This is a genomic window from Microcystis sp. LEGE 00066 (genome assembly GCF_015207925.1).
Classification (GTDB): Bacteria; Cyanobacteriota; Cyanobacteriia; order Cyanobacteriales; family Microcystaceae; genus Microcystis; species Microcystis ichthyoblabe_A.
The window spans coordinates 22,424-45,525 of sequence record NZ_JADEVX010000004.1 but is presented as its reverse complement, the minus strand read 5'-3'; the positions used below and the strand labels follow the sequence as shown (position 1 = coordinate 45,525).

Here is a 23,102-nt window from a genome sequence, read left to right as displayed (position 1 = left end):
GGTTAGATAATATTCCTAAAAGTAAGATTAATTCTCGCAGAAATATTGTGATTAGTTTTGGGTAATTGATGTAACCAGTGGTGTTGAGTTGCTCCGCGCATGATTAGCAAACTACCTGATGTTAGCTCAAGATTGATAATATCTTCCTCCTGTTTATGTTTAAGTGAAAATTTTCTTGTGCTGCCAAAACTAACCGATGCAATAACTGGATTTTTGCCTAATTCTGGTTCATCATCACTATGCCAAGCGACGCTATCTCGACCATCTCGATAAAAATTCAGAAGCACGCTATTAAATTTCGTACCTGCTAGAGTTTCCGCTCTCTCTTTAATATATAATAAGGTATCTGTCCAAGCAAGAGGATTCATATTAATTCCTGAATAAGTATAGGATTTATCTGAATCGCCATACCAAGCAGTTAATCGAGGTAGAGGTAAGGTTTGCCCCATCATTTTTATATAATCCTGTCGCCAAGCTATCTCATTTTGCAAAATATTTAGCAAATATTCACTTTGTTTATCATTGAATATTTCTTGGTAAAAAATAACTTCACCGTCTCGATTAATTAATGTTTCTCCAATGGTTGATTCTAGAGGATTAATTTTGATAAATTCTCTAATTCCTTGCTGACGATAACGCCTAAACCATTTGTATAATGTGCTATAGCTATAATCTGAAAATTGAGCAAACTGTCTAATATTATCAGACTGAGATGTTTTAAAGTCAATCAATGCTTGTATCGGCTGAGTTTTTTCTGCCTCTAGCAGATAGACTTTTAAAAGAGAGATAGATTCTTTGATATGCAAAGTTTTATATTTACTCATAGATAGGATAAAAAATTAAAACATTTTGATATTAATTATCTACTGATGAATAATTAAACTTTCTAAACTGGTTTGTAAATCTTGGGTTAATTTTGCTACGGCCGAGCGTCGATCGCTTTTATAATCGGCATAGCGCTCGGATACAGAAATAGGCTCACCGATAGTTATTATCGCTTTTTGTTGACCAATTTGGGGACGAAAAAAGGGATTACCTCCTTTAATTCTTGTTACTAAATCCCAGAGTAATAAAATTGTCTCAGCAAATCTTTCTACGGTGGGTTTTTCTTTGACATAATAACCGGTTACTGAGACGAAACTTTCGACAATTCTCATGTGCCACATTTTTAAATTAGCTTCATCGGCCAGGCGATCAGCTAATCCTAATTCAAGGGTAGAAATAGAATGAGTGGGTTTTAATTCTTCCCGATAAATGCGTTCCCATCCTGCTTGTTCTAAACGACGACAGCGATCAATTACATTACCATTAGGAGAAAGATTAAAATACTTTTCTACGGTTTGTAAGGCCACATCTAATAAATTGGCTAAACGTTTGGCTAGGGTTTCATTTGGATCATCACCATTGGCAGGCACTACAGGCAAAGATTGATAGTAGAAATCTCGATAAAAATCCTCCATTAAGGATAATAATCTTTCTCCTAAACGAAAAAGACGCTCGTATAAAACCTTTTGTTCTAGGGATAAATTTGGGATTGTTTCTAAACCGCTATCGGTTTCTAAATTAGTTAAAATTCGCTCGATTTCTTGCCACACTGGAGTCAGATAAAAATACTGAATACCAATAGGTAAAATAATTACTTCTTGCTGTTGTTTAGCTTTTCTGACATCATCCACACCCCAAAAAGCCAATTGAGAAATACCCGGTTCAATAGCACTGACAAGCTCATTATGTCCGTTAGTTGCTCCTTCTGGAGCGGCGGCTAAAGGATAATCTCCTTCTAATAATAAACGACGAGCCGAACGCAATCCGATTAAATCAGCTTTTCCCCGTTGAATTGGTGTGCCACCTAACTTAGAATATAACCATCCTACCCTTTCTCCCGCCCATAAAGGAATCCCTCGATCGTACATAAAATGAGCGTGAATTGGAGTGTTTAATTTTATTCCTAACTCTTGGGCTTTTTGGGGTACTAATTTCCACAAAAGATAGGCCATACAGTAGGGATCGTTAATACTGGGATGACGAAAGGCAAGCAGTAAACGGACTTTTTTCTCTTGACTTTTTTGATAAAATGTGATTAAAGTTTCTAGATTAGCGGCGGAAATTTCTCTTAAGTTGGTTTGAGTTTGTAACCAGAGAGGTAAAAAGATTTGACATCCCTTTAAAAGCAAGGGGTTAAGGTCAGGTGGTATAAATTCTAGAGGAGGTTGTGCGCCCAAAGATAGATTAGACATATAAGTAGTCGTGCCAAATAAATTTCCTAGTTGAGACAGTTATCAGTTATCAGTTATCAGATTTGAGTTTTCAGTTCACTGTTTACTGTTTAAGGAAGAATAAAAGAAAAATCTGATCAATAATTACCCACTGTCCAAAAGGTAATCAAAGCAGCAAACAGGTGTCGCGCTAGATTTCAAATAGACTGGGATTACAGGCTCCCTCAACCGTGAAAGGAGAAATTAACCGACTTTGAGCGAGGAGGAACAGGAGCAGTTTACCTCCTCACCTAAACAAATACAGCTATACTATAGCTCTATCCCCATTTCCTGCAAACGAGCTGCCAGCAGTTGAGAACGCTGTCTTTCCGCTTCCAGAGCTTGCTGAATAGCATTTAATTGCTCTTGTGCTGCAGCTGCTTGCTCCTGTGCTGCAGCTGCTTGCTCCTGTGCTGCTTCTTCTGGCAAGGGGATTAAATTGCCTTCCGAGTCATAAAATCTTGCCCAGATTGCCGTTTCTCGGTCAATAGTGCCTTCCCAAGTTCCCAACCAATAGCCTAAGGTTTCGCACCATAACCAGCCGCGCTCGTTTCGTTCTAAAGAATGGTAACGTTGGTCGGCCCCTAAATGCCATCCTTGTAAAGAATTGCCATCGAAAGGATCGTAGATGAAATAATCTGGCGTGCGGAAGGTTCCCTCATAAATTGCCTTTTTTCGCACTTTATCAGTCTTAGCGGTACTAGGAGAGGTTAATTCCACGATAACGTCGGGATAACGTCCCTCTTCTTCCCAAATTACCCAACCCTGTCGCTCTCTCGTACCATCGACATTGAGGACAGCGAAGAAATCTGGCCCGCGAAAATCGCGATTTTTCGCCTGTTCGCGGCTGAAATAAATAAACATATTGCCACCAGTGTAGAAGTCGTCTCGTTCGCCATAACCCTGCTGTAGGGAGCGAATCAGGACATTCATGGCAATGCGGTGTCGGTTGCTTTCCAAGGGTTCACCATCATCAAAAATTAAGTCTGTGGGGGGTGGGGGGGGTTCCCAGAAGTCCTCGAAATCTTCTTCTATCAGTGCCGGAGAGGTGGCAGTTTCGTCGCTTTTGGCAATCGTCATTTTTTCGGCCTCTCTAGGTGGGAGTATCCATATTTTTGCTGATTATTGCTCCTATGTTACATCAAAATTTAGGAGTGAGGAGATAGATGTTAGGAGTTGAGAAAATTATCTTCGCTTAATAATGACCAAAATTTTTCTTCTGGGTGCGTTACATTGGGCTAACAGACCCGACTAATATCCTTAAGCTAACTAAAAAACTTGGCTTTATCTTTAACTAATTTTGTCCCGATTCCGGCGGCAATCACTTCGGAGAGAATGCTAATTAAACGATAGATAGCAACGGTGACAAGTACGTTAGCGGCGGGAAATTTTTCTGTGTCTAAAAGTGCGATTGCTGTGGCTTCAAACACTCCTAATCCTCCCGGCGCTCCGGGGACAACTAAACCCAATAACCAAGCAAAACTAAAGGTTCCTAAGAGGGGTAAAATCTGAGCGGGGGTAATCATTTTTAACACCATCCAAGCTAAAATAAAACCCGCACCGCGCCATAATAAAAATCCAGTTTCACCCAAGAGAGGGACGAGAGGATATTTAGTTAGATAAACAGGTTCTTGAGCAATCTTTTTCTTTTGGCTAAGGATTTTGAGAGGATAATTTAAAAATTTGGGATGAATGCCGATTAAAATTAATCCTAAAACTAATATCTGTATCCCTAGACTTGAGCTAGATTTCATCCAACCTAAACCACTACCAATAACTGCTATGGCTAAGGCTGCACACACCAGTAATAAAAGTTCTAATAAAACGCTTAAACTAGCGGTTCCCCAATCACTTCCTGCTTTATTAATTGCCACAATGCGAGCATAAAAGTGTCCGATATTACCGGGTAGGTATTTTCCTAAATTGGTAATCATATAGATCCCAATTCCTGTGGAGGTTTTAATCGGTTGTTGATAGCTTTTGAGTATCCATGTCCACACCCATCCTGCCCAAATTTGAGCAATAACTGTGGTTACAAGTGCCAAGAAAAGAAATAACCAACCGTGATTTTCAATTCTAACTGAGGTGACGTTATCCCAGTTATTTTTAAGATTACTGAGAACAAAAAATAAGGTTCCCCCAATAATCAGCCAACGTAGAAACTTTTTCAGCATTTCATTTTTTCCTTTATTCATTTTCTGGAGGAACCCAATCGAGAGCGATCAGATTTTCTAAACTGTAGGGACATTCCCCAGGAAAACTAACTTGATTATCGTTTTTTTCTCTAACATAATTTAAGGCTTTCTGGTAAATAAGAGGTAATTCTTGAGTGAGATAATTGCGGAGATTAGTAGTTAAATAATTGTCGATCTGGTTTTTGAAATTGACAATTTCTGAGTGCCAATGACTACGATTATATGTTCTTTCATCTTGCCAAAATTGTAGGAGTAAACAATGTCTAATAATTTGCTCTAATAAACTAGCAACACGAAACTTTTTTCCGTTTCCCAAATCTTCTAATTCCTCGATTAAGTTTTCTAAGTCTAAAGCTTCATATCTTTTATTCTTCAAGAGTTCTATAGTTTCTTCTAACCAGAGGGAATCATCAATTTCGTAGAGAGTTTTTAAGTCGGGAATAACAGTCATTTTTTATCTCCTTTATTCGTAAGGTGGTAGCCAATTAGGATCGAGAAGTTCTTCTAAACTGTAGGGACAAGTATCGGGGAAAGTAACTTTATTCTTTGTCTTTTTTCTCACATAACGGATTGCCTTATGATAAATATTATCAAATTCTTGTTCTAAATATTTCCGTAAACTTGCCGTTAGGTAGGTATTTAATTGATCTTGAAAATTTACCAGTTCTGATTCCCAATGACTTTGATTATATTCTCTTTCCCTTGTCCAAAATTGCAGTAACAAAGCATGACGAATAATTTGCTGTAAAAAACTAGCAACACGAAACTTTTTTTCGTTACCCAAATCTTCTAACTCCTCGATTAAATTATCTAAATCTAAAGCGTCAAATCTCTTCGCTTTTAAGAGTTCGATAGTTTCTTCCCACCAGAGGGAATCATCAATTTCGTAGAGAGTTTTTAAGTCGGGAATAACAGTCATTATCATCTCCTTTATTCGTATGGTGGTAGCCAATTAGGATCGAGAAGTTCTTCTAAACTGTAGGGACAAGTATCGGGGAAAGTAACTTTATTCTTTGTCTTTTTTCTCACATAACGGATTGCCTTATGATAAATATTATCAAACTCTTGTTCTAAATATTTGCGTAAACTTGCCGTTAGGTAGGTATTTAATTGATCTTGAAAATTTACCAGTTCTGATTCCCAATGACTTTGATTATATTCTCTTTCCCTTGTCCAAAATTGCAGTAACAAAGCATGACGAATAATTTGCTGTAAAAAACTAGCAACACGAAACTTTTTTTCGTTACCCAAATCTTCTAACTCCTCGATTAAATTATCTAAATCTAAAGCGTCAAATCTCTTCGCTTTTAAGAGTTCGATAGTTTCTTCCAACCAGAGGGAATCATCAATCTCGTAGAGAGTTTTTAAGTCGGGAATAACAGTCATTATCATCTCCTTTATTCGTATGGTGGTAGCCAATTGGGATCGAGAAGTTCTTCTAAACTGTAGGGACAAGTATCAGGTAAAATAACTTTATTCTTTGTCTTTTTCCGCACAAAGAAAACTGCATCTTCATAAATGTTAGTTAATTCATTTTGTAAATAATTACGGAGATTGGTGGTTAAGCCTCTTTTTAGCTGAATTTGAAAGTTGACTATTTCTAACTCCCAGTGATCCTGATTATATTCTCGTTCACCTGTCCACAATTGTAATAATAAACAATGTCTAATAATTTGCTCTAATAAACTGGCAACACGAAACTTTTTTTCGTTTCCCAAATCTTCTAACTCCTCGATTAAATTGTCTAAATCTAAAGCGTCAAAATTTTTAGCCTTGAGCAGTTCTATAGTTTCTGCTAACCAGAGAGAATCATCAATTTCGTAGAGAGTTTTTAAGTCTAGAATAACAGTCATTATCGTCTCCTTTATTCGTAAGGTGGTAGCCAATTAGGATCGAGAAGTTCTTCTAAACTGTAGGGACAAGTATCGGGAAAGTTGACTTTATTATCGGTTTTTTGACGAACATATCGCACGGACTCAAAGTAAATTTGCTCAAATTCCTGTTCTAGATATTTACGAAGATTTGTGGTTAAATAACGTTTTAGTTGATCTTTAAAACTAACTATCTCTGCTTGCCAATGAGCCTGATTATAATCTCTCTCGCTTATCCAAAATTGTAATAATAAACAATGTCTAATAATTTGCTGTAAAAAACTAGCAACACGAAACCTTTTTTCGTTCCCCAAGTCTTCTAACTCCTCGAGCAAGTTTTCTAAGTCTAGCGCTTCAAAATTTTTAGCCTTGAGCAGTTCGATAGTTTCTTCTAACCAGAGAGAATCATCAATTTCGTAGAGAGTTTTTAAGTCTAGAATAACAGTCATTTTTTATTTCCCCTAGAATTGGCAATAGTGACCAGTTAAACCGATCACTAAAGCTTTTTTCCTGTTTATATACTAGATAATTTTAGCGGAGCGCAGACCGAAAAAGAGACCGAGGGCAATTCCGGTAAAAACGATCAGATAACCCGCTAAAGCAGCAACAGCTAACACAGACATGGTGAAAATCTCCCAAGTAATTTAATCTTTTTTAGCATTGTACCGTTATTCTTGCCCTTCCCCTTCCTCCTCTTCTATATCTTCCCCAAAGCGCTGCTGGGGGGGGATTGCGGCGACAATTGCCTCGATTACCTTGCCGACTGGAACAATTTCTAAGCCCACATCTTCGGGATAAACTTGACCTCTGGGGACAATCGCCCGTTTAAAGCCTAATTTCGCCGCTTCTTTTAATCTTAGTTCCATTTGCGACACTAAGCGCACTTGTCCGCCTAATCCCACTTCCCCGATTAAGACTGTGCGCGGATCCACGACTCGATCGCGAAAACTAGCGACAACCGCGATCGCAACTCCCAGATCCGCCGCCGGTTCTTCCACTCCCAACCCTCCTGCGGAAGCAACATAGGCATCTAATTTCGATAAAGGAATGCCGACGCGCTTTTCTAAAACGGCGAGAATTTGCTGTAATCGGTTGTATTCTATGCCAGTAGTCGATCTTCGCGGGGAAGCATAACTGGTAGGGCTAACTAATGCCTGTAGCTCCACCACAATCGGGCGTGTACCTTCACAGGCTACCACCGTCGCCGTACCAGGGGAAAATTCGTCGCGATTGCCTAAAAATAATTCTGAGGGGTTTTCCACTTCCACCAAACCGTGATCCACCATCTCGAAAATACCGATCTCATGGGTTGCCCCAAAACGGTTTTTCACAGATCTTAAGAGACGATGGGAGGCATAGCGATCGCCTTCAAAATATAACACCGTATCGACCAAATGTTCCAAAACTCGCGGACCGGCGATCGCCCCTTCTTTAGTCACATGACCGACAATTAATAAAGTAATATTCTCCCGTTTTGCTACCTGCATCAAGGCGGAGGTACATTCGCGAACTTGGGCGACAGATCCCGGTGCGGAAGTTAACGCCCCAAAATAAAGAGTTTGAATACTGTCAATTACCGCCACCTGTGGGCGTAGAGATTCTAATTCCCGCAAAATTTCCTCTAAATCGGTTTCTGGCAGAACATAGAGATGATTATCGAGTTCTGCGGTTGATTCAGAGGCTTTGTTCTCCTTGCCATTGCCGTTATTTTCCGACTCAACGGGAACCACTCCCACCCCCAAACGGGCAGCCCGCAGTTTAATCTGTTGTCCCGATTCTTCGGCGGAAACGTAGAGGATGCGCGGTAATCTTTGGGCGAGTTGGTTGGTAACTTGCAGTAAAAGCGTCGATTTGCCGATACCCGGATCGCCGCCGATTAGTACAAGAGAACCGGGAACAATGCCACCACCGAGAACGCGATCGAATTCCCCGTAACCAGAGGGAAAACGTTCCTGTTCATACTGGGTAATTTCCGAGAAGCGCACCGAGATGCGCGGTTGCGGGTTGCGTTGCCCTTTGCCGTTATTTGGGCGACTATTTTGCCATCCTGGGCGATTTCCCGCCGGATTATTGCCACCAGCCATCACTTGTTCTTCTAGCGTCCCGTAGGTGTCACAACTGGGGCATTTTCCCAACCATTGGGGAGATTCCGCCCCACAAGCGCTACAGATATATATTGTTCGCGATTTCGCCATGTTTTTTAAGAAAAGTTGAAGAAAAGCGGTTTGAGGATCAATTCTCTTGTCAAATTTAGTTAAGTATGATAGAGGGGAAGGAAGACCATAAAGTTATTGATAATTGCCATAAAAGAAATAAAATAGGAAGTTTAGGCTTAATGATAACGGCCAAAGGATATTCTATAAACAGGAACGCTCGTTATTTAACTTTAAAATTCATCACACTATTTAACTAAGGAGTGTTAATTCAGTTGGAGAACCAAAAGGAAAAAATTCTCGTTGTTGATGATGAAGCCAGCATCCGTCGTATCTTAGAGACTCGTTTATCGATGATTGGTTATGAAGTCGTCACCGCCGCCGACGGAGAGGAAGCTTTAGAAACCTTCCGAACTGCTGAACCCGATTTAGTGGTTTTGGATGTGATGATGCCGAAATTAGACGGTTACGGTGTCTGTCAGGAACTCCGCAAAGAATCGGATATTCCTATCATTATGTTAACCGCTTTGGGCGATGTGGCCGATCGAATTACTGGGCTAGAATTGGGCGCGGATGACTATGTAGTTAAACCTTTTTCTCCCAAAGAACTCGAGGCGCGGATTCGTTCGGTGTTGCGTCGGGTGGAGAAAAATGGCGCTCCGGGGATTCCTAGTTCCGGTGTGATTCATATTGGTTCCATTAAAATCGATACTAATAAACGCCAAGTTTATAAGGGGGATGAACGCATCCGTCTGACTGGTATGGAATTTAGTTTACTGGAATTATTGGTCAGTCGCTCGGGAGAAGCTTTTTCCCGCTCGGAAATCCTTCAGGAAGTTTGGGGTTATACCCCCGAACGTCATGTGGATACGCGGGTGGTAGATGTGCATATTTCCCGTTTACGAGCCAAATTAGAAGATGATCCCAGTAATCCTGAGTTAATTCTCACCGCTAGAGGTACAGGCTATCTTTTCCAGCGGATTTTAGAACTAGACGAGGAATAGTTCTCAGCTATGGCACCAGCTGATCCCAATCGTATTTTAAGACTGTTACCCCTGTTCGCCGGCATCGTCGGGGGTACGGTATTAATGTTTAATCGTTTTGCCACTGCCGATTTAACCCCATCGCAAGCGCGTTCCGATGTGATGGGAGTGATTTTGAGTGGGGTTTTAATTTTGGTGGGTTTAATCTGGCAAAGAGTTCAACCCCACTTACCGGATGCTGTGGAATTAATCGGGCGCGAAGGTCTGGAATTTGCCCCAGATTTGCCAGAACCGGTTAAAATTGAGCTTGCCTGGGCTTCCCATTTACTTTTAACTAACACCGTGACAAAATCTCTGATCGTTTATTATCAGGGAAAAGTTTTATTACGTCGCGGTATCTTAAGCCAGAATTCTGAAGTTAAAGTTAGTAATATTATCAAAAGAGTTTTAGAAACCGGTAAAGCCGTCTATTTAGTTAATTTAAATTTATATCCCGCTAAAATCGAGTTTGACTATTTGCCAGAAAACAGCCAAGGCTTAATCTGTCAACCCATCGGTAAGGAAGGGGTGTTAATTTTGGCGGCAAATGCACCGCGCAGTTATACTAAACAAGATGAAATTTGGATCGAGGGAATTGCTGATAAATTAGCCAACACTTTCAGTCAGTTTTAGACGATTTCAGTAAGATTTAAGAATTTGGTTAAGATGAGAGTAGGCAATTAGCGCTCAAAATGTTATTTTCTCTCGCTGATCTATTCCTAATTTTAAGTTAATTATCTCTTCGATTCCTATTTCATCAATTATTCCCGCTACTATTCCTAAGTGATCTAGATTTTTTACTTCTATCTTTGACATTTTTCTTGACTTGAATATTTTTTGAGAACCTTTTTAGTTTCTCACTTTTTGGCTCCTTTGGGTTTGGTGGGTAAAATGTATTCTAAGATACATTCCTGCTGGCGAGGGAGTGGAAGGAACCACTCCAGACACAGAGGACGCAAAGATTGATCGCTTCTATATTAAGTTAAACTGATCAAACAAAGAATAAGAGAGCCACTTTTTCTTCCCTAAGATTATAAGTATAAATACTTAACTGGTTTTTCATTTTATATGCTACCAGTTATACTACAAGTTGAAGTGCAGAATGTGGGTTGTATTGTAAAGTTTCAAGACCTATAATCAGATGGCCTCTCTGATGAAAAAGACAGAACAGTATCAAGCTTTACCCGCTAAAGTTTCCCAACAAGTTTTAAGAGGATTAGACCGGAACTGGCCATCATTTTTTGCCGATTCATCATTTGACTATACTTTTACTAACTATTTTTCAACACGAATAGGATTATCTGGAAGGAATACTCTTTCTCGATCGCCTTGCTTCTCCGGCGGATTTATACTCGGAGGAAGAATAGCAAAAAATCAGTAATATTGCTGAATATAAGCGATAAAATCCCAAAATATGCTTATCTCTTCAAAATAGTTTAAACAGCTTAACAGGACTATATTTATCTGACGACAAAGTTTTTGTTCGTAAATCTAAATTTTTTGTTAAAATGATAACGATTATCATTCTAGGAAAGCTAAAATACCAAACAAACGAACTACTTGACAAAATAAACTAATTGTGCAGTGGAACTCTGCCCTCAATTAACGAGGGAGATACTCAAGACTTTTTCGGTGACTAGGAAAATCAATTTTTCCAGATTTCCGCACCGGAGATAAACCCAAAGACGAGGGAATAACCCGATAGCTTTCATTAGTTATCGTCTAGATGCCCAGAAAAATAAATACTCTAGCAAAGGGTATTTATTAACATTGGTAAAATCAGAAAACTCGGCCGATCAATTAACTATTGGAGTCCATAAAAATATCTATGACCTTAGCTAAGTCCAAAGCAATTTTTGACAATGATGACTACAATCACTTTCCCGAAGTGATTACCGAACCTAAATCGCCGGTATCAGAATTCGAGATGATGCAAGCGATACGAACACTGCTGTTAGGATTAGGAGAAGACCCCGATCGCGAAGGGTTACGAGATACTCCCAAACGAGTAGTAAAAGCCCTAAAATTTCTCACTTCTGGTTATCAGCAATCCCTGGATGAATTGCTGAATGGGGCAGTTTTTCACGAGGATGCTAACGAGATGGTTTTAATCCGAGACATCGATATTTTTAGCTCCTGTGAACACCATATTTTACCAATTATCGGCCGCGCTCATGTTGCCTATATTCCTAACGGGAAAGTGATCGGTTTATCGAAAATTGCCCGCATCTGTGAAATGTACGCCAGACGACTGCAAGTACAGGAACGTTTAACCGCACAAATTGCCGATGCTTTGCAGGGATTACTGCAACCTCAAGGGGTAGCTGTGGTGATTGAAGCGACTCATATGTGTATGGTAATGCGCGGGGTTGAAAAACCCGGTTCTTGGACTTCTACGAGTGCCGTGCGCGGTATTTTTGCCGATTCTGCTAAGACTCGTCAAGAGTTTATGAGTTTGATTCGTCATAGTCCCGATTTTCACTAATTAGTCAGGGGGATTGGGATTATTTGATCGTCCTATCCCCAGTTTTTTCCTAGGTAAAAAACCAGAGCAAAACCAGCTATTTACTGTTTACTTTTTATTTTTAACTTGCTGTTATCATGCTGATTCGTCCCCGTCGTCTTCGTTATACTCCAGCGATTCGCCGTCTTGTTCGTGAAACTGAATTAACCGTTAATGACTTGATTTATCCCCTCTTTATCATGGAGGGAGAAAATCAAAGGGTTGCTATTCCTTCTATGCCCGATTGTTATCGTTATTCCCTCGATTTATTGCTCAAAGAAGTGGTTAATGCTTATAAATTAGGCATTAATGCCATCGCTCTTTTCCCCCTGATTGCCGAAGATAAAAAAGATAATTTCGGTAGAGAAAGTTATAATCCCGATGGTTTAGTGCCAAGGGCAGTGAAAGCGATCAAAAAAGAAGTCCCTGAAATAATTATTATCACCGATGTTGCTCTCGATCCTTTTTCGATTTATGGTCATGATGGTATTGTGCAGGACGGTAAAATTCTCAACGATGAAACCCTAGAAGTTTTAGTGAAAATGTCGCTATCACAAGCGGCAGCCGGGGCTAATTTCGTCGCCCCTTCCGATATGATGGATGGTAGGGTTGGGGCGATCCGTCGAGCTTTAGATGCGGCTGGCTATTTAGATGTGGGAATTCTCGCTTATACGGCTAAATATGCCTCTGCTTATTATGGTCCCTTCCGAGATGCCTTAGAATCAGCGCCAAAATTTGGTGATAAGAAAACCTATCAAATGGATGGGGCTAATAGTCGGGAAGCGTTACGCGAAGCCAGTTTAGACATAACAGAAGGGGCAGATATTATTATGGTTAAGCCCGCTCTGGCCTACCTCGATATTATCCGTCGTCTGCGCGATAGTAGCCATCTTCCCGTCGCCGCTTACAACGTCAGTGGTGAATACGCAATGATTAAAGCGGCGGCAAAACAGGGCTGGATTGACGAAAAAAGCCTGATTTTGGAAACTTTAATCAGTATGAAACGAGCGGGGGCCGATTTGATTTTGACCTATTTTGCTGCCGATGTGGCATTAATGAAACAGGAAAGCCGATTTTAGGGTTTTTGCCAGCGAAATTGATAGAAATTATCCTGCGCTCCCCATACCTGCCGGCCAAGGCTATCATAACCTCGATCGCTGGTATCCATGCCCTGGGAATGTAGAATAATTGTATTAGTTATTTTCACCGCACCTCTGGCATTAGTGGGACAACCCTGGGGGGGAGTTTCTCCCCGATAACCCCCCGCTATCGGTTTTAAAAACACAGTACACACCGACTCGGCCAAATCTGATACATTTAATTTTCTTTCTGTCAAGTTTTTGTTACAAAAATTAATAAAGTTAGGGGCATTATTTAACTTATAGGCTTTCGATTCCACAGTGGAATTATCAGCACTAGGTTGAATGACTAAAATTCTTTGACGATAGGGTTGATTTAAGCGATCGATAATTGCCTGTTCTTGATAAAGATAAATATTATCCTGTTTGGGGGAAAAATCCACGGCACAGGTAGTCATTTGCACCTTAGCAATGCGCGGGTTAGTCTGCGCTTGTTGCGTCGTATCCATGACCCCAATTAAATGATTAGCCACCCCCTGCACTTCCGGGTTAAGGGACAAAGATTGAGTGAGAAAAAATCCTAGGGCGATCGAAGTTTTCAGCATGAGCAGAGGCTTGATTCCGGTTAGTCTCTAATTAGCTTAAACTAAGAAGCAGCAAGAGCAAAAATACCCCTTTTCCCATGGCTAATCATCTGGCTGAATCTGAAAGTCTTTACCTGCGAAAACACGCCGAAAACCCGATCGATTGGTGGTATTGGTGTGACAGCGCCCTAGAAATTGCCCGGAGAGAAGATAAACCGATCTTTCTCTCGATCGGTTATTCTAGCTGTCATTGGTGTACGGTTATGGAAGGAGAAGCGTTTTCCGATCGGGCCATTGCCGATTATCTCAATCAGTATTTTTTGCCGATCAAAGTTGATCGCGAGGAAAGACCGGACATCGATAGCATCTATATGCAAGCATTGCAGATGATGGTCGGTCAAGGGGGTTGGCCTCTGAATGTATTCCTAACACCCGATAGTTTAATTCCCTTCTATGGTGGCACCTATTTTCCCGTGCAACCGCGCTTTAACCGGCCTGGTTTTCTGCAAGTGTTGCAATCGGTACGTCGCTATTATGAAGAGGAAAAGGAGAAATTAAGCAAATTTACGGCCGAAATGCTGGGCGCACTGCGTCAATCAGCCATTTTACCGCGAGCAGAGACCAATTTAGCCGATCCTTCCCTTTTAGCCACAGGAATCGAGACAAATACAGCGGTGATTCGGGTTAATCCCAATAATTACGGTCGGCCCAGTTTTCCAATGATTCCATATTCTCATCTGGCTTTGCAGGGCAGTCGCTTTGGTGACGATTTTGAGGATTCCCTCCGGCAAGCAGCCCATCAACGGGGGGAAGATCTGGCCCTGGGGGGAATCTATGACCATGTGGGGGGAGGATTCCATCGTTATACGGTGGATTCGACGTGGACAGTTCCCCATTTTGAAAAAATGCTCTACGATAACGGGCAAATTGTCGAATATTTAGCCAATTTGTGGAGTGCGGGTGATCAAGAGGCGGCCTTTGAGAGAGGGATTAAAGGCACGGTTAACTGGCTAAAACGGGAAATGACCGCCCCAGAAGGTTATTTTTATGCGGCCCAAGATGCCGATAGTTTTGAGAAGGCCACGGATGGGGAACCGGAGGAAGGGGCCTTTTATGTCTGGTCGGATTTAGAGTTAAGGGATTATCTCTCGACCGAGGAATTGGGGCTGCTGCAGGCTAATTTTACCGTTACTGCCGAGGGGAATTTTGAGGGTCGTAATGTGCTGCAACGTCGGCAAGGGGGAGAATTAGGGAAGGAGATAGAAAATCTGCTCGATAAGTTATTTATTCGGCGTTATGGCAGTTCTCAAGCCCAATTAGCTCTTTTTCCCCCGGCCAGAGACAATCAAGAGGCGAAAACCGTCTCTTGGCCGGGACGCATTCCGGCGGTAACGGATACGAAAATGATCGTCGCTTGGAATAGTTTGATGATTTCCGGTTTAGCCCGGGCCTTTGCCGTCTTTGGTGAACCTTTGTACTGGAAAATGGCTACGGTCGCGGCCGAGTTTATTCTCCAGCATCAGTGGTTAGATGGACGTTTTCAGCGCTTGAATTATCAGGGTCAGGCCTCGGTTTTGGCCCAATCGGAGGATTTTGCCTATTTTATTAAGGCTTTGCTGGACCTGCAAACCGCTAATCCCCAAGAAACTGGCTGGTTAGAGGCGGCTATCGATCTACAGGGGGAATTTGATCGCTGGTTTTGGGCCGAGGATGAGGGGGGATATTTTAATACTGCTTCCGATCATAGTCTCGATCTGATCGTGCGAGAGCGAGGTTATACGGATAATGCCACCCCTTCGGCTAACGGAATTGCGATCGCTAATTTAGTGCGTCTGTCGCGATTGACGGAAAATCTAGAATATCTCGATCGGGCCGAAAAGGCCTTGCAATCTTTTAGTACCATCCTAGAACAGTCCCCCACCGCTTGCCCCAGTTTATTTGTTGCCCTCGATCACTATCGTCACGGTTTCTGTCTGCGTGCCGCGGAAAGCTCGATCGAGCCGCTGTTAAGTCGCTATTTGCCCACTGCGGTGTATCGAGTCGATGACAGTTTGCCCCCTAGCACATTTGGGTTAATTTGTCAAGGGTTATGCTGCCTTGAACCGGCGGAAAATTTAGAACAGTTAGACCGACAAATTGTCGGGGTGATGGCGGGTCCGTCAATACTGCTCGGTTAGGGATTTTTTCTCTCTGCTTCCCGCTCTCCTAGTAAATAGGCTCTGGTGTTTGGCTTTCGTTGGCAACTTCAACTAAGAAAACGGAGAGGCTATGGCTTTAGAAACTTTCGGATGATCAGTATATAACAATGACCTTAATTGCTTTTTGAGTCAAGACCTAATTTAGCGGCGTGATTGCTCTAAAATAAGGTCATCGCCTGATCAGTATATAGCAATGACCTTAATAGCTGTCATCGATTATGACATGGGAAATCTGCACTCTGCCTGTAAAGGACTGGAAACCGTGGGTGCAGTGCCGAAAATTACCGATTCTCCCCTCGATCTCGAAAAAGCTGACGCTATTGTCTTACCCGGAGTCGGTTCCTTTGATCCTGCTGTCCGGCAAATTCGCGCTCGTCATCTCGAAAAACCGATCAAAGCGGCGATCGCTAACGGTAAACCCTTTCTCGGTATCTGTCTCGGTTTACAAATTCTCTTTGACTCATCAGAGGAAGGAAAAGAGGCGGGTTTAGGGGTTATTCCGGGGACAGTGCGGCGTTTTCGCTCGGAACCGGGCATTACCATTCCCCACATGGGTTGGAATCAATTAGACTTCACCCAGCCGGATCATGCTCTTTGGCAGGGATTACCCCCGCACCCTCACGTCTATTTTGTCCATTCCTATTATGTCGATCCCCTTGATAGTCATCTAACTGCCGCCACCGTCACCCACGGCAGTCAAACGGTGACAGCAGCGATCGCTCGTGAGCGTTTGGTGGCGGTGCAGTTTCACCCAGAAAAATCCTCCACTAATGGCTTAAAAATTCTGGCTAACTTTGTTGAACAGGTGCAAAAATTAGCTTTAGTCTCCTAAATAAGCCTTTAAAACCCGCTCGTTTTTTTGGATTTCGCTGGGAATGCCATCGGCTAAATTTGTCCCTTCTGCTAATACCCAAACGTGGTGACAAAGGGACATAATCACATCCATATTATGCTCGATAATTAAAAAGGTAATTCCCTGACGATTCCATTCGATAATATGGTCGCTGATTTGACCGATTAAAGTGGGATTAACTCCAGCGGCCGGTTCATCTAATAAAATTAATTTTGGCTCGGTCATTAGCGCTCGGCCAATCTCTAATAATTTACGCTGTCCTCCCGATAAAGCTCCCGCATAATCATGCGCTTTTTCCCCTAGACCGATCGAATCTAATATGTCCAAAGCTTTGGCACGATTTTCCTGTTCCTGTTGGCGAATTTTTGCCCCCTGAAACCAGACTTTGAGAAAATTTTCTCCCGTTTGTCCCGGACTAGCTAAGAGCATATTTTCTAACACCGTTAATCGGGATAATACCCTGGCGACTTGAAAAGTTCTCACACATCCTTTCAGGGCAATTTGATAGGGAGGCAGCTGATGAATCGGCTGACCATCAAGAAAAACTTCCCCTTTATCTGGGCGAATAAAATTAGATAAAAGGTTAAAAAGTGTGGTTTTGCCGGCTCCATTTGGTCCGATTAACCCGGTGATGCTGCCCTGCGGCACGTCCAAATAAGCATTATTGACGGCGCGAATGCCTCCAAAACTTTTCGATAATCCTTTGGCAGAAAGTAACATATATAAATTATAGATTATGAATTATGAATTATGAAGTGGGAAGTGTTTTCAGTGAAGAGTAATCGATGAACTGATAACTGATAACTGATAACTGATAACTGAAATTATTTTCCCAAAGTTAACTCCTCTTTTTTGCCGAGGATACCCTGGGGTCGCCAGATCATTAAAACCATGAGCAGCAGACCGATAATCATAATCCGTAAAGCCCCTAATTGGCTATCATTAAAAATATCTAATTGGGGCAGAATAAAGCGAGTCAGGGAATCGTAAGCCCAGAAAATTACTGCTCCTAGTAAGGTGCCGGCATTGCTACCAGAGCCACCGAGAATGATAATAATCCAAGCGTTAAAAGTCAATAACGGCTCAAAATTAGTCGGGTAAATAGTGGTTAATTGCCATGCTAAAAAAGCCCCAGCTAAACCAGCAATAGCACCGCCTAACATCAAAGATTGTAACTTATACCAAAAGACATTTTTTCCCAAGGCCCGGGGAATTTCTTCATCTTCCCGGATAGCTTTGAGGATGCGTCCCCAAGGTGATCGCAAAAGTAATTCTAAACCAGTATAAACGAGAGCGAGGAGGACTAAAACTACCACCATCAGCCCCGCTTTGTAATTATAGTCATTCAAGGCAATTACACCGTTTATATACAGAAAAAGCAGGATTATCGCCCCTAACAACCCCCAAAAGATTAAAGCTCTCTTTTGCGTCGGTTGATAGCTTTTCCCGCTAATTTGCCCAGCTTCGCGCCATTGTCGTTGCAGATTGCGCCCCAATTGCCAGAGAGCAAAGATAGCAAGCAGGGTAAACAGGGCAATAATTAACAATTTGACGGGAAAACTGGGATTTATATCCAAAGGTAGGGGATAACGTTGTAGTCCGAAACTGCCTTTCGTTAACCAATCCTCGTTAAGCACCAGCAAACGAATTAACTCAGACACCCCGATGGTGACAATTGCTAGATAATCGGCTCTTAATCTCAGGGTGGAAAAACCGATCGCCAATCCCAACAATGCCCCTAGTAGCGCCCCGACAATGGCGGCAAAAATCATCGGTACACCCTGTAAAGTTAATAAAACCGTGGCATAAGCCCCTAAAGTGGCAAAAGCAACGTGACCAAAGTTAATTAAGCCAGTAAATCCCCATTGTAGATTTAAACCGAGGGCAAAAATCGCGTAAATACCCGCCCAAATTGTCAGGGAAACTAAATAATCTGTCATGTTATGGCAATTATCTTAATAGTGAGGTACAAAGTTGTCGGTTTCGGGAGTCAGGAGCCAGAAGTCAGGAGTCAGGAGACGATGCCCAATCCAGTTATACTTCATACTTATGAGAAACGCTATAACTCAAAAACGATCTTCAAAGTAAAAAGTAAAAAAGGGGTTGGGAGTGGGGAGATGGGGAGAAAAAAGCTGAAAACTCACATCTGATTACTGAAAAGGCTGATTGCTAACTGCTAGTATAATATCAGTTACAACGGCCTCTGTAGCTTGATGGACAATTGTGACGAGCGGAGGGTGCTAGGCTATTAATAACGAAAAAACCTTGTCCTGTTGATTTCTATGCCTCTTTTGATTCTAATTGCCGATGATGACCCCGGTATCCGCCTAGCGGTCAAAGATTATTTAGAATTAGCAGGTTATAGTGTGGTAGCGGCGAGTAATGGTTTGGAAGCTTTGAATTTATTGGATACCTATCATCCCCATCTTTTGGTATCGGATATCAAAATGCCGCGTTTAGACGGTTATTCTTTGGTGACTAAGGTGCGGCAACAGCCAGAATTTAGGTTATTACCAGTAATTTTTTTAACCGAAAGAGGGTCAACGGAGGAAAGAATCCGCGGTTATCAAGTGGGTTGTGATATCTATCTTCCTAAACCTTTTGAGATGGAGGAATTAAAAGCAGTTATTCGCAATCTTTTAGAGCGATCGCAAATGGTGCAAAGTGAACGTCAATATCAGAAATTAAAACCAGAAGAAAGCCCCAAAACTAGGGATGTTTTAACTTCTTCTTTACAGGACGATTTTAAGTTAACTAATCGCGAGCGGGAAGTGTTAGAACATTTAGCCCGGGGACTTTCTAACAGTGAAATTGGGCAAAAACTGCATCTTAGTTCTCGCACGATCGAGAAATATGTTAGTAGTTTACTCAGAAAAACAACTACTAACAATCGCGCCGAATTGGTTCGTTTTTCCCTCGAACATAGATTAATCGATTAGCTGAAATAAAAAACTTAAATTTTGTTTTTTACTTCCTCTAAAAGACTGCCACAGGAGTCTAAAAGTAACTCGATTACGCGGTCAAAACCTTCCCGACCACCGTAGTAGGGATCGGGAACTTCTTTTTCTGGGTGATAACGAGCATAGTCACACATTAACTTGATCTTTTCTTGATATTTTCCTGTCCGATCTAGGGATAAAATATCTTGATAATTGGCTTTATCCATGGCTAGGATTAGATCAAAATTCTCGAAATCTTCGCGGGTAAATTGTCTAGCTGTCCCTTGCAGAAGAATACCGCGTTTTTTGGCGGCCGTATTCATGCGAGAATCAGGAGGAGAACCGATATGATAACTGGCAGTCCCCGCAGAATCACAGAGGATTTTATTGCCTAATCCTTCTTGTTCAATCAGATAAGTCATGATATTCTCGGCAGCGGGAGAACGACAGATATTTCCTAAACAGACAAAGAGTAGTTTATAGGGCATAAATTGACTGGTAGAATCATCACTAAATTGCCAATTATAGGGCATTTCTAACATCCCGATAAAGATTTATCCTCAAAAAACTCCTCGCTGTCCATTAACCTAATTTTGGCTAATCCCAAGCTTTCTAAATAATCTTGCCACCCTTGGGGAGTATCTTCGATCGCTAATAATCCTAATACCCTAGCTACGTCTGCTACCCAGGGTAGGGTATGAATTCTATAACCCTGCCAGTTTACCTCTAAGGATAACCAAGCGGGAATCTCTTGGGGGTTAAATTGTTGGGAGGCAAGATAATCAGCTTGAAAGCAGTAAATCTGAGGTGGTTTTTGACTCTCTAACAAGGTTAAACACTCCTTCTAATCTGGACATTAATCTCTTTTCCCATATTTTAGGGGAACCTCAGCATAATTTTTGTTAAATATGAACTTCTCTTGTCAAGAAATAGTTAAGTTTGCTCAAGACAATTTACCCTTAATTCTCCCCTAAGCGAGGACGAATAATTAAATAAATTGCCGGACCGATTAGAGGCAAAAGGGAAATTACCGGCAACAGGAAAGGATTTTTTAATCCCCGTCGGGTTAGATCATCTTGCAGCAAAATTGGACATAATAGGGTTAAAAGACAGAAATCTAAACTCATAACATGAATAAAACGGCTAGTTTGCCACTGATACCAAAAATCAGACCAATTGCCGTTAATTAATCCGTAAGCGATTAAAATTGCCGCAGTAATTAGGGCAATTACTCCTAACCAAGGTGAGTCTAAAAGTTTAATGACCAGATTTTTTTTGCCAGTAAAATTGCTGTTGGGTTGACGGAGGGTTAGATAGGGTAAAATAGCGAAAGCACCCACAGCAAAGGAGGCAAAAGCAAAGGGCAAAGCGATAATTTTTTGGTCACGACCATCGATAATTAAAAGGCTAGTGTAGATAAGTGGCCAAAGTCCCATCAGGTTAAAAAGAGCGATAATTAACGGGTTAATATCTTGCCATTTGCCAGTGGAAAGATTGATAATTAAATTTATTGTATCTGGTTGGTCGGGGGGTGCTAGTAAAAAAGCGTATAATCCGAAGCATAACCAAAGTAAACCGAGAATAACTTTTGTTAACATGAGAGTAGATAATTAGGTTAATTGAGTAATCGGGTCTTCAGCATATATCTTACTAGAAAAGTGATCAAAAGATCAAGCAAAATTACCTAATCAATGATCACTAATTTTTAGAGAATACGACGAGGATTCATGGTTTCTCCTGGGGTAATTTCTGCACTTTTAGAGTGGAGTAAGCGAGTTTGTTCGAGGATAGTTTCTAAGTCTTCATCTGAGAATTCTTGTACATAGTTTAATTTCACTTCTTCTAGGAAGATAATTAATAACATCTCGATTCTTTCTAGACTGTGACGGGATTGTAATTCCCCGGCGAGAGATTGCCCGAAACGCTGGACTAATTGCTGTAATAAACGCTCAAAAACTTCGTCTTCCTGGGTAATCTTGTCAGCTATATTAACAAAAGATTGATACAATTGACTAGATAGACGATTACTCAAGTCAGTTTTTAACCCTTTCATGCCGGGTAATCGTAATAAGCTTTGATAAGCGGGAGTTTGATTGAGAATTTTCTCGATATTGTATTTAATTAAAGCTTCTGCTTCTGGTTTAACTTGCGGTAAAACCTTGTCAACGGTGCTATTAACTACTAACCGAAAAATTTCAATAACTTCATTAGTATCATTGAGATTATTATAGCCACCATTAAGGGATCGATCGAGAAAATTCTCCACTTGTCCCCGTCGAATATATTCCTGTATTTGATTAACAATTCTCAGGAATATTATCTCAGTAATATCTTTAGAAATTAGCGCAACTAAGCCTTTAACTGCCTGTTCTTTAATCACCCTTAAGTTAATAATTTTAACTTGATCTAGGCGAATAACGGTAGGAATAAATCGCAGCCATCTCCAGATAGGAATAAACAGAAAAATATCATACCATCGCCATAACATAGCCTCGCGCCAACGCAGACCTTTATGAGTGCGAGCAATCCACCAAGTTCTTAGCATAAATTCCCAGAAAAAGATGGTACCAAATAAAAAATCGATCGCCTCAAAGTTATCTATCGGTCTCCCATCTTCTCCTAGAGGACGAAAATAATTAGTTTCTATTAAAGGTTGAATTTCTTGATTGAAAAATTTCAACTCTTTTTCCCAGCCATTTTGACTGAGATAATCCCAAGTCCAAAACTTCTGAAAGGCTGCTTTTGCGGAAACATTTTCCGTTTGAAAAACCCGCAAGCGCATTCTATTTTTAATCTTCTCTAAAGTCCCAGTTTTCTCGGCCGAGGCAAAGGGATTATTATCGATCATATCGACACTTTTTTGGCGTAAATTGGCTAAAATTTTCTCGATCTCTTGGCGATATTCTTGCAGATTAAACTCTGGGTTAAAGACCTTTTGATTAATTATTTCATTAAGTTTATCAACCGTAGCTAAATATTCACTGGTACTGCGATAGGGTTTAATTCCTTTCACCACATCATAATTAGCGATTCCTTTAACAAAGGGAATTTCTAGGGGTTTATCGGGAGGTATTTGTAATTCTTGAAAGGAAATAAGTCCGAGTTTTATTGGTTCATTAAATCTTAATAAAGTTATTTGCAAGCGTCCCTGTAACCAAAAATCTCGCAGGGGAATATAGGTTAAATCGAAAATAACCAGAATATAATTACATAACACCAACAGGGCCATGCAAGTCTCAAAGAGATTGCGTAGGGAAAAACGACGGTTTCTGATCACGGGGGTTTTAGTCAAAGTCATTAGCCTAGAAAGCACACTTTGACTATGGTAAACCGAAAATGCCTAATTTTTTTACCTGAAAGCGATTGCCCTGAATTGATTTTTATCTGTCAACAAGCCTAGGTTAAAATAGAGAGACAAACGTTGAAACAGAGTCTAGTCAATGACAGCAC

25 protein-coding genes and 2 pseudogenes are annotated in these 23,102 nt (G+C 41.2%); 8 read left to right on the top strand and 19 right to left on the bottom strand.

The window, feature by feature from the left end; translation table 11 throughout:
- Positions 1–2: 2 nt before the first annotated feature.
- From IQ224_RS01415 to radA, 11 genes are all read right to left on the bottom strand, one after another.
- The gene (locus IQ224_RS01415) at positions 3–824 is read right to left on the bottom strand and encodes an alpha-ketoglutarate-dependent dioxygenase AlkB (protein WP_002742372.1); all 822 of its coding nucleotides are present in this window, start codon (positions 822–824) and stop codon (positions 3–5) included.
- Positions 825–863: 39 nt separating this feature from the next.
- Entirely contained in the window at positions 864–2,237 is a 1,374-nt protein-coding gene (locus tag IQ224_RS01410; RefSeq protein WP_002742374.1) for a 1-acyl-sn-glycerol-3-phosphate acyltransferase, read from the bottom strand.
- Between the two features lie 288 nt (positions 2,238–2,525).
- Positions 2,526–3,335: a Uma2 family endonuclease gene (locus IQ224_RS01405; RefSeq protein WP_002742375.1), complete on the bottom strand. Its 810-nt coding sequence runs from the start codon at positions 3,333–3,335 to the stop codon at positions 2,526–2,528.
- Between the two features lie 185 nt (positions 3,336–3,520).
- Entirely contained in the window at positions 3,521–4,450 is a 930-nt protein-coding gene (locus IQ224_RS01400) for a YbhN family protein (RefSeq protein ID WP_002789021.1), read from the bottom strand.
- Positions 4,443–4,901, bottom strand: a complete 459-nt coding sequence (locus IQ224_RS01395) for a DUF29 domain-containing protein (protein ID WP_002742377.1) — start codon at positions 4,899–4,901, stop codon at positions 4,443–4,445. The genes IQ224_RS01400 and IQ224_RS01395 overlap by 8 nt, the downstream gene beginning before the upstream one ends.
- 12 nt (positions 4,902–4,913) lie before the next feature.
- A complete protein-coding gene (locus IQ224_RS01390) occupies positions 4,914–5,369 on the bottom strand; it encodes a DUF29 domain-containing protein (protein ID WP_194032409.1) in 456 nt (151 codons plus the stop codon).
- An 11-nt stretch (positions 5,370–5,380) separates the two neighbouring features.
- Positions 5,381–5,836 (bottom strand): DUF29 domain-containing protein, encoded by a 456-nt coding sequence (locus IQ224_RS01385; RefSeq protein WP_194032408.1) that lies wholly within the window; start codon positions 5,834–5,836, stop codon positions 5,381–5,383.
- Between the two features lie 11 nt (positions 5,837–5,847).
- Entirely contained in the window at positions 5,848–6,303 is a 456-nt protein-coding gene (locus tag IQ224_RS01380; protein ID WP_194032407.1) for a DUF29 domain-containing protein, read from the bottom strand.
- An 11-nt stretch (positions 6,304–6,314) separates the two neighbouring features.
- Positions 6,315–6,770: a DUF29 domain-containing protein gene (locus tag IQ224_RS01375; protein WP_052277040.1), complete on the bottom strand. Its 456-nt coding sequence runs from the start codon at positions 6,768–6,770 to the stop codon at positions 6,315–6,317.
- 72 nt (positions 6,771–6,842) lie between these two features.
- A complete protein-coding gene (gene petL, locus IQ224_RS01370) occupies positions 6,843–6,944 on the bottom strand; it encodes a cytochrome b6-f complex subunit PetL (RefSeq protein ID WP_002752397.1) in 102 nt (33 codons plus the stop codon).
- Between the two features lie 45 nt (positions 6,945–6,989).
- A complete protein-coding gene (radA, locus tag IQ224_RS01365; protein WP_194032406.1) occupies positions 6,990–8,516 on the bottom strand; it encodes a DNA repair protein RadA in 1,527 nt (508 codons plus the stop codon).
- Positions 8,517–8,749: 233 nt separating this feature from the next.
- On the opposite strand from radA, the gene rpaB reads away from it, so the two are divergent.
- Together rpaB and IQ224_RS01355 are read left to right on the top strand one after the other, a co-directional pair.
- Entirely contained in the window at positions 8,750–9,478 is a 729-nt protein-coding gene (gene rpaB / locus IQ224_RS01360) for a response regulator transcription factor RpaB (protein ID WP_002734727.1), read from the top strand.
- Positions 9,479–9,487: 9 nt separating this feature from the next.
- Positions 9,488–10,129: a cofactor assembly of complex C subunit B gene (locus IQ224_RS01355; RefSeq protein ID WP_194032405.1), complete on the top strand. Its 642-nt coding sequence runs from the start codon at positions 9,488–9,490 to the stop codon at positions 10,127–10,129.
- A gap of 60 nt (positions 10,130–10,189) precedes the next feature.
- Here IQ224_RS01355 and IQ224_RS01350 read toward each other — a convergent pair.
- Positions 10,190–10,312 (bottom strand): annotated as a pseudogene (locus tag IQ224_RS01350) (DUF4277 domain-containing protein); the annotation flags it as partial.
- 461 nt (positions 10,313–10,773) lie between these two features.
- Between IQ224_RS01350 and IQ224_RS24780 the strand changes: the two are divergent.
- From IQ224_RS24780 to hemB, 3 genes and pseudogenes are all read left to right on the top strand, one after another.
- Positions 10,774–10,863 (top strand): annotated as a pseudogene (locus IQ224_RS24780) (peptide deformylase); the annotation flags it as partial.
- A gap of 461 nt (positions 10,864–11,324) precedes the next feature.
- Positions 11,325–11,981, top strand: a complete 657-nt coding sequence (gene folE, locus IQ224_RS01340; RefSeq protein ID WP_002791327.1) for a GTP cyclohydrolase I FolE — start codon at positions 11,325–11,327, stop codon at positions 11,979–11,981.
- A gap of 116 nt (positions 11,982–12,097) precedes the next feature.
- The gene (gene hemB / locus IQ224_RS01335) at positions 12,098–13,078 is read left to right on the top strand and encodes a porphobilinogen synthase (protein WP_002742392.1); all 981 of its coding nucleotides are present in this window, start codon (positions 12,098–12,100) and stop codon (positions 13,076–13,078) included.
- On the opposite strand, the gene IQ224_RS01330 is transcribed toward hemB, so the two are convergent.
- Entirely contained in the window at positions 13,075–13,683 is a 609-nt protein-coding gene (locus IQ224_RS01330; protein WP_002791329.1) for a chromophore lyase CpcT/CpeT, read from the bottom strand. The two genes, hemB and IQ224_RS01330, sit on opposite strands and share 4 nt — an antisense overlap.
- A gap of 77 nt (positions 13,684–13,760) precedes the next feature.
- Here IQ224_RS01330 and IQ224_RS01325 point away from each other — a divergent pair, with 77 nt between their 5' ends.
- Both IQ224_RS01325 and hisH read left to right on the top strand, forming a co-directional pair.
- Positions 13,761–15,839, top strand: a complete 2,079-nt coding sequence (locus IQ224_RS01325; protein WP_194032404.1) for a thioredoxin domain-containing protein — start codon at positions 13,761–13,763, stop codon at positions 15,837–15,839.
- Between the two features lie 214 nt (positions 15,840–16,053).
- On the top strand, positions 16,054–16,692 hold the full coding sequence (hisH, locus tag IQ224_RS01320; protein ID WP_002742400.1) for an imidazole glycerol phosphate synthase subunit HisH: 639 nt from the start codon (positions 16,054–16,056) through the stop codon (positions 16,690–16,692).
- Here the strand turns inward: hisH and IQ224_RS01315 are convergent.
- Together IQ224_RS01315 and IQ224_RS01310 are read right to left on the bottom strand one after the other, a co-directional pair.
- Positions 16,681–17,433, bottom strand: coding sequence for an ABC transporter ATP-binding protein (locus tag IQ224_RS01315; protein ID WP_002731723.1), 753 nt, complete (start codon positions 17,431–17,433; stop codon positions 16,681–16,683). The genes hisH and IQ224_RS01315 overlap by 12 nt on opposite strands.
- Positions 17,434–17,537: 104 nt before the next feature.
- A complete protein-coding gene (locus IQ224_RS01310) occupies positions 17,538–18,653 on the bottom strand; it encodes a branched-chain amino acid ABC transporter permease (RefSeq protein ID WP_002742401.1) in 1,116 nt (371 codons plus the stop codon).
- Between the two features lie 342 nt (positions 18,654–18,995).
- Between IQ224_RS01310 and IQ224_RS01305 the strand changes: the two genes are divergently transcribed.
- Positions 18,996–19,652, top strand: a complete 657-nt coding sequence (locus IQ224_RS01305; RefSeq protein ID WP_002742402.1) for a response regulator transcription factor — start codon at positions 18,996–18,998, stop codon at positions 19,650–19,652.
- A gap of 14 nt (positions 19,653–19,666) precedes the next feature.
- Here IQ224_RS01305 and IQ224_RS01300 read toward each other — a convergent pair whose 3' ends face one another.
- The 4 genes from IQ224_RS01300 to IQ224_RS01285 form a co-directional block, all read right to left on the bottom strand.
- The gene (locus tag IQ224_RS01300; RefSeq protein ID WP_036400131.1) at positions 19,667–20,185 is read right to left on the bottom strand and encodes a low molecular weight protein-tyrosine-phosphatase; all 519 of its coding nucleotides are present in this window, start codon (positions 20,183–20,185) and stop codon (positions 19,667–19,669) included.
- A gap of 2 nt (positions 20,186–20,187) precedes the next feature.
- Complete coding sequence (locus IQ224_RS01295; protein ID WP_002742404.1) at positions 20,188–20,481, bottom strand: hypothetical protein; 294 nt, start codon at positions 20,479–20,481, stop codon at positions 20,188–20,190.
- A gap of 130 nt (positions 20,482–20,611) precedes the next feature.
- Positions 20,612–21,250: a hypothetical protein gene (locus IQ224_RS01290; RefSeq protein ID WP_002742407.1), complete on the bottom strand. Its 639-nt coding sequence runs from the start codon at positions 21,248–21,250 to the stop codon at positions 20,612–20,614.
- Between the two features lie 107 nt (positions 21,251–21,357).
- A complete protein-coding gene (locus IQ224_RS01285) occupies positions 21,358–22,950 on the bottom strand; it encodes a hypothetical protein (RefSeq protein ID WP_002742409.1) in 1,593 nt (530 codons plus the stop codon).
- Positions 22,951–23,102 lie beyond the last annotated feature (152 nt).

What these genes read in the sequence shown, in the direction of transcription:
- IQ224_RS01415 (WP_002742372.1), bottom strand. Translation starts at nt 824, where the DNA reads ATGAGTAAATATAAAACTTTGCATATCAAAGAATCTATCTCTCTTTTA.
- IQ224_RS01410 (WP_002742374.1), bottom strand. Translation starts at nt 2,237, where the DNA reads ATGTCTAATCTATCTTTGGGCGCACAACCTCCTCTAGAATTTATACCA.
- IQ224_RS01405 (WP_002742375.1), bottom strand. Translation starts at nt 3,335, where the DNA reads ATGACGATTGCCAAAAGCGACGAAACTGCCACCTCTCCGGCACTGATA.
- IQ224_RS01400 (WP_002789021.1), bottom strand. Translation starts at nt 4,450, where the DNA reads ATGAATAAAGGAAAAAATGAAATGCTGAAAAAGTTTCTACGTTGGCTG.
- IQ224_RS01395 (WP_002742377.1), bottom strand. Translation starts at nt 4,901, where the DNA reads ATGACTGTTATTCCCGACTTAAAAACTCTCTACGAAATTGATGATTCC.
- IQ224_RS01390 (WP_194032409.1), bottom strand. Translation starts at nt 5,369, where the DNA reads ATGACTGTTATTCCCGACTTAAAAACTCTCTACGAAATTGATGATTCC.
- IQ224_RS01385 (WP_194032408.1), bottom strand. Translation starts at nt 5,836, where the DNA reads ATGACTGTTATTCCCGACTTAAAAACTCTCTACGAGATTGATGATTCC.
- IQ224_RS01380 (WP_194032407.1), bottom strand. Translation starts at nt 6,303, where the DNA reads ATGACTGTTATTCTAGACTTAAAAACTCTCTACGAAATTGATGATTCT.
- IQ224_RS01375 (WP_052277040.1), bottom strand. Translation starts at nt 6,770, where the DNA reads ATGACTGTTATTCTAGACTTAAAAACTCTCTACGAAATTGATGATTCT.
- petL (WP_002752397.1), bottom strand. Translation starts at nt 6,944, where the DNA reads ATGTCTGTGTTAGCTGTTGCTGCTTTAGCGGGTTATCTGATCGTTTTT.
- radA (WP_194032406.1), bottom strand. Translation starts at nt 8,516, where the DNA reads ATGGCGAAATCGCGAACAATATATATCTGTAGCGCTTGTGGGGCGGAA.
- IQ224_RS01355 (WP_194032405.1), top strand. Translation starts at nt 9,488, where the DNA reads ATGGCACCAGCTGATCCCAATCGTATTTTAAGACTGTTACCCCTGTTC.
- folE (WP_002791327.1), top strand. Translation starts at nt 11,325, where the DNA reads ATGACCTTAGCTAAGTCCAAAGCAATTTTTGACAATGATGACTACAAT.
- hemB (WP_002742392.1), top strand. Translation starts at nt 12,098, where the DNA reads ATGCTGATTCGTCCCCGTCGTCTTCGTTATACTCCAGCGATTCGCCGT.
- IQ224_RS01330 (WP_002791329.1), bottom strand. Translation starts at nt 13,683, where the DNA reads ATGCTGAAAACTTCGATCGCCCTAGGATTTTTTCTCACTCAATCTTTG.
- IQ224_RS01325 (WP_194032404.1), top strand. Translation starts at nt 13,761, where the DNA reads ATGGCTAATCATCTGGCTGAATCTGAAAGTCTTTACCTGCGAAAACAC.
- hisH (WP_002742400.1), top strand. Translation starts at nt 16,054, where the DNA reads ATGACCTTAATAGCTGTCATCGATTATGACATGGGAAATCTGCACTCT.
- IQ224_RS01315 (WP_002731723.1), bottom strand. Translation starts at nt 17,433, where the DNA reads ATGTTACTTTCTGCCAAAGGATTATCGAAAAGTTTTGGAGGCATTCGC.
- IQ224_RS01310 (WP_002742401.1), bottom strand. Translation starts at nt 18,653, where the DNA reads ATGACAGATTATTTAGTTTCCCTGACAATTTGGGCGGGTATTTACGCG.
- IQ224_RS01305 (WP_002742402.1), top strand. Translation starts at nt 18,996, where the DNA reads ATGCCTCTTTTGATTCTAATTGCCGATGATGACCCCGGTATCCGCCTA.
- IQ224_RS01300 (WP_036400131.1), bottom strand. Translation starts at nt 20,185, where the DNA reads ATGCCCTATAATTGGCAATTTAGTGATGATTCTACCAGTCAATTTATG.
- IQ224_RS01290 (WP_002742407.1), bottom strand. Translation starts at nt 21,250, where the DNA reads ATGTTAACAAAAGTTATTCTCGGTTTACTTTGGTTATGCTTCGGATTA.
- IQ224_RS01285 (WP_002742409.1), bottom strand. Translation starts at nt 22,950, where the DNA reads ATGACTTTGACTAAAACCCCCGTGATCAGAAACCGTCGTTTTTCCCTA.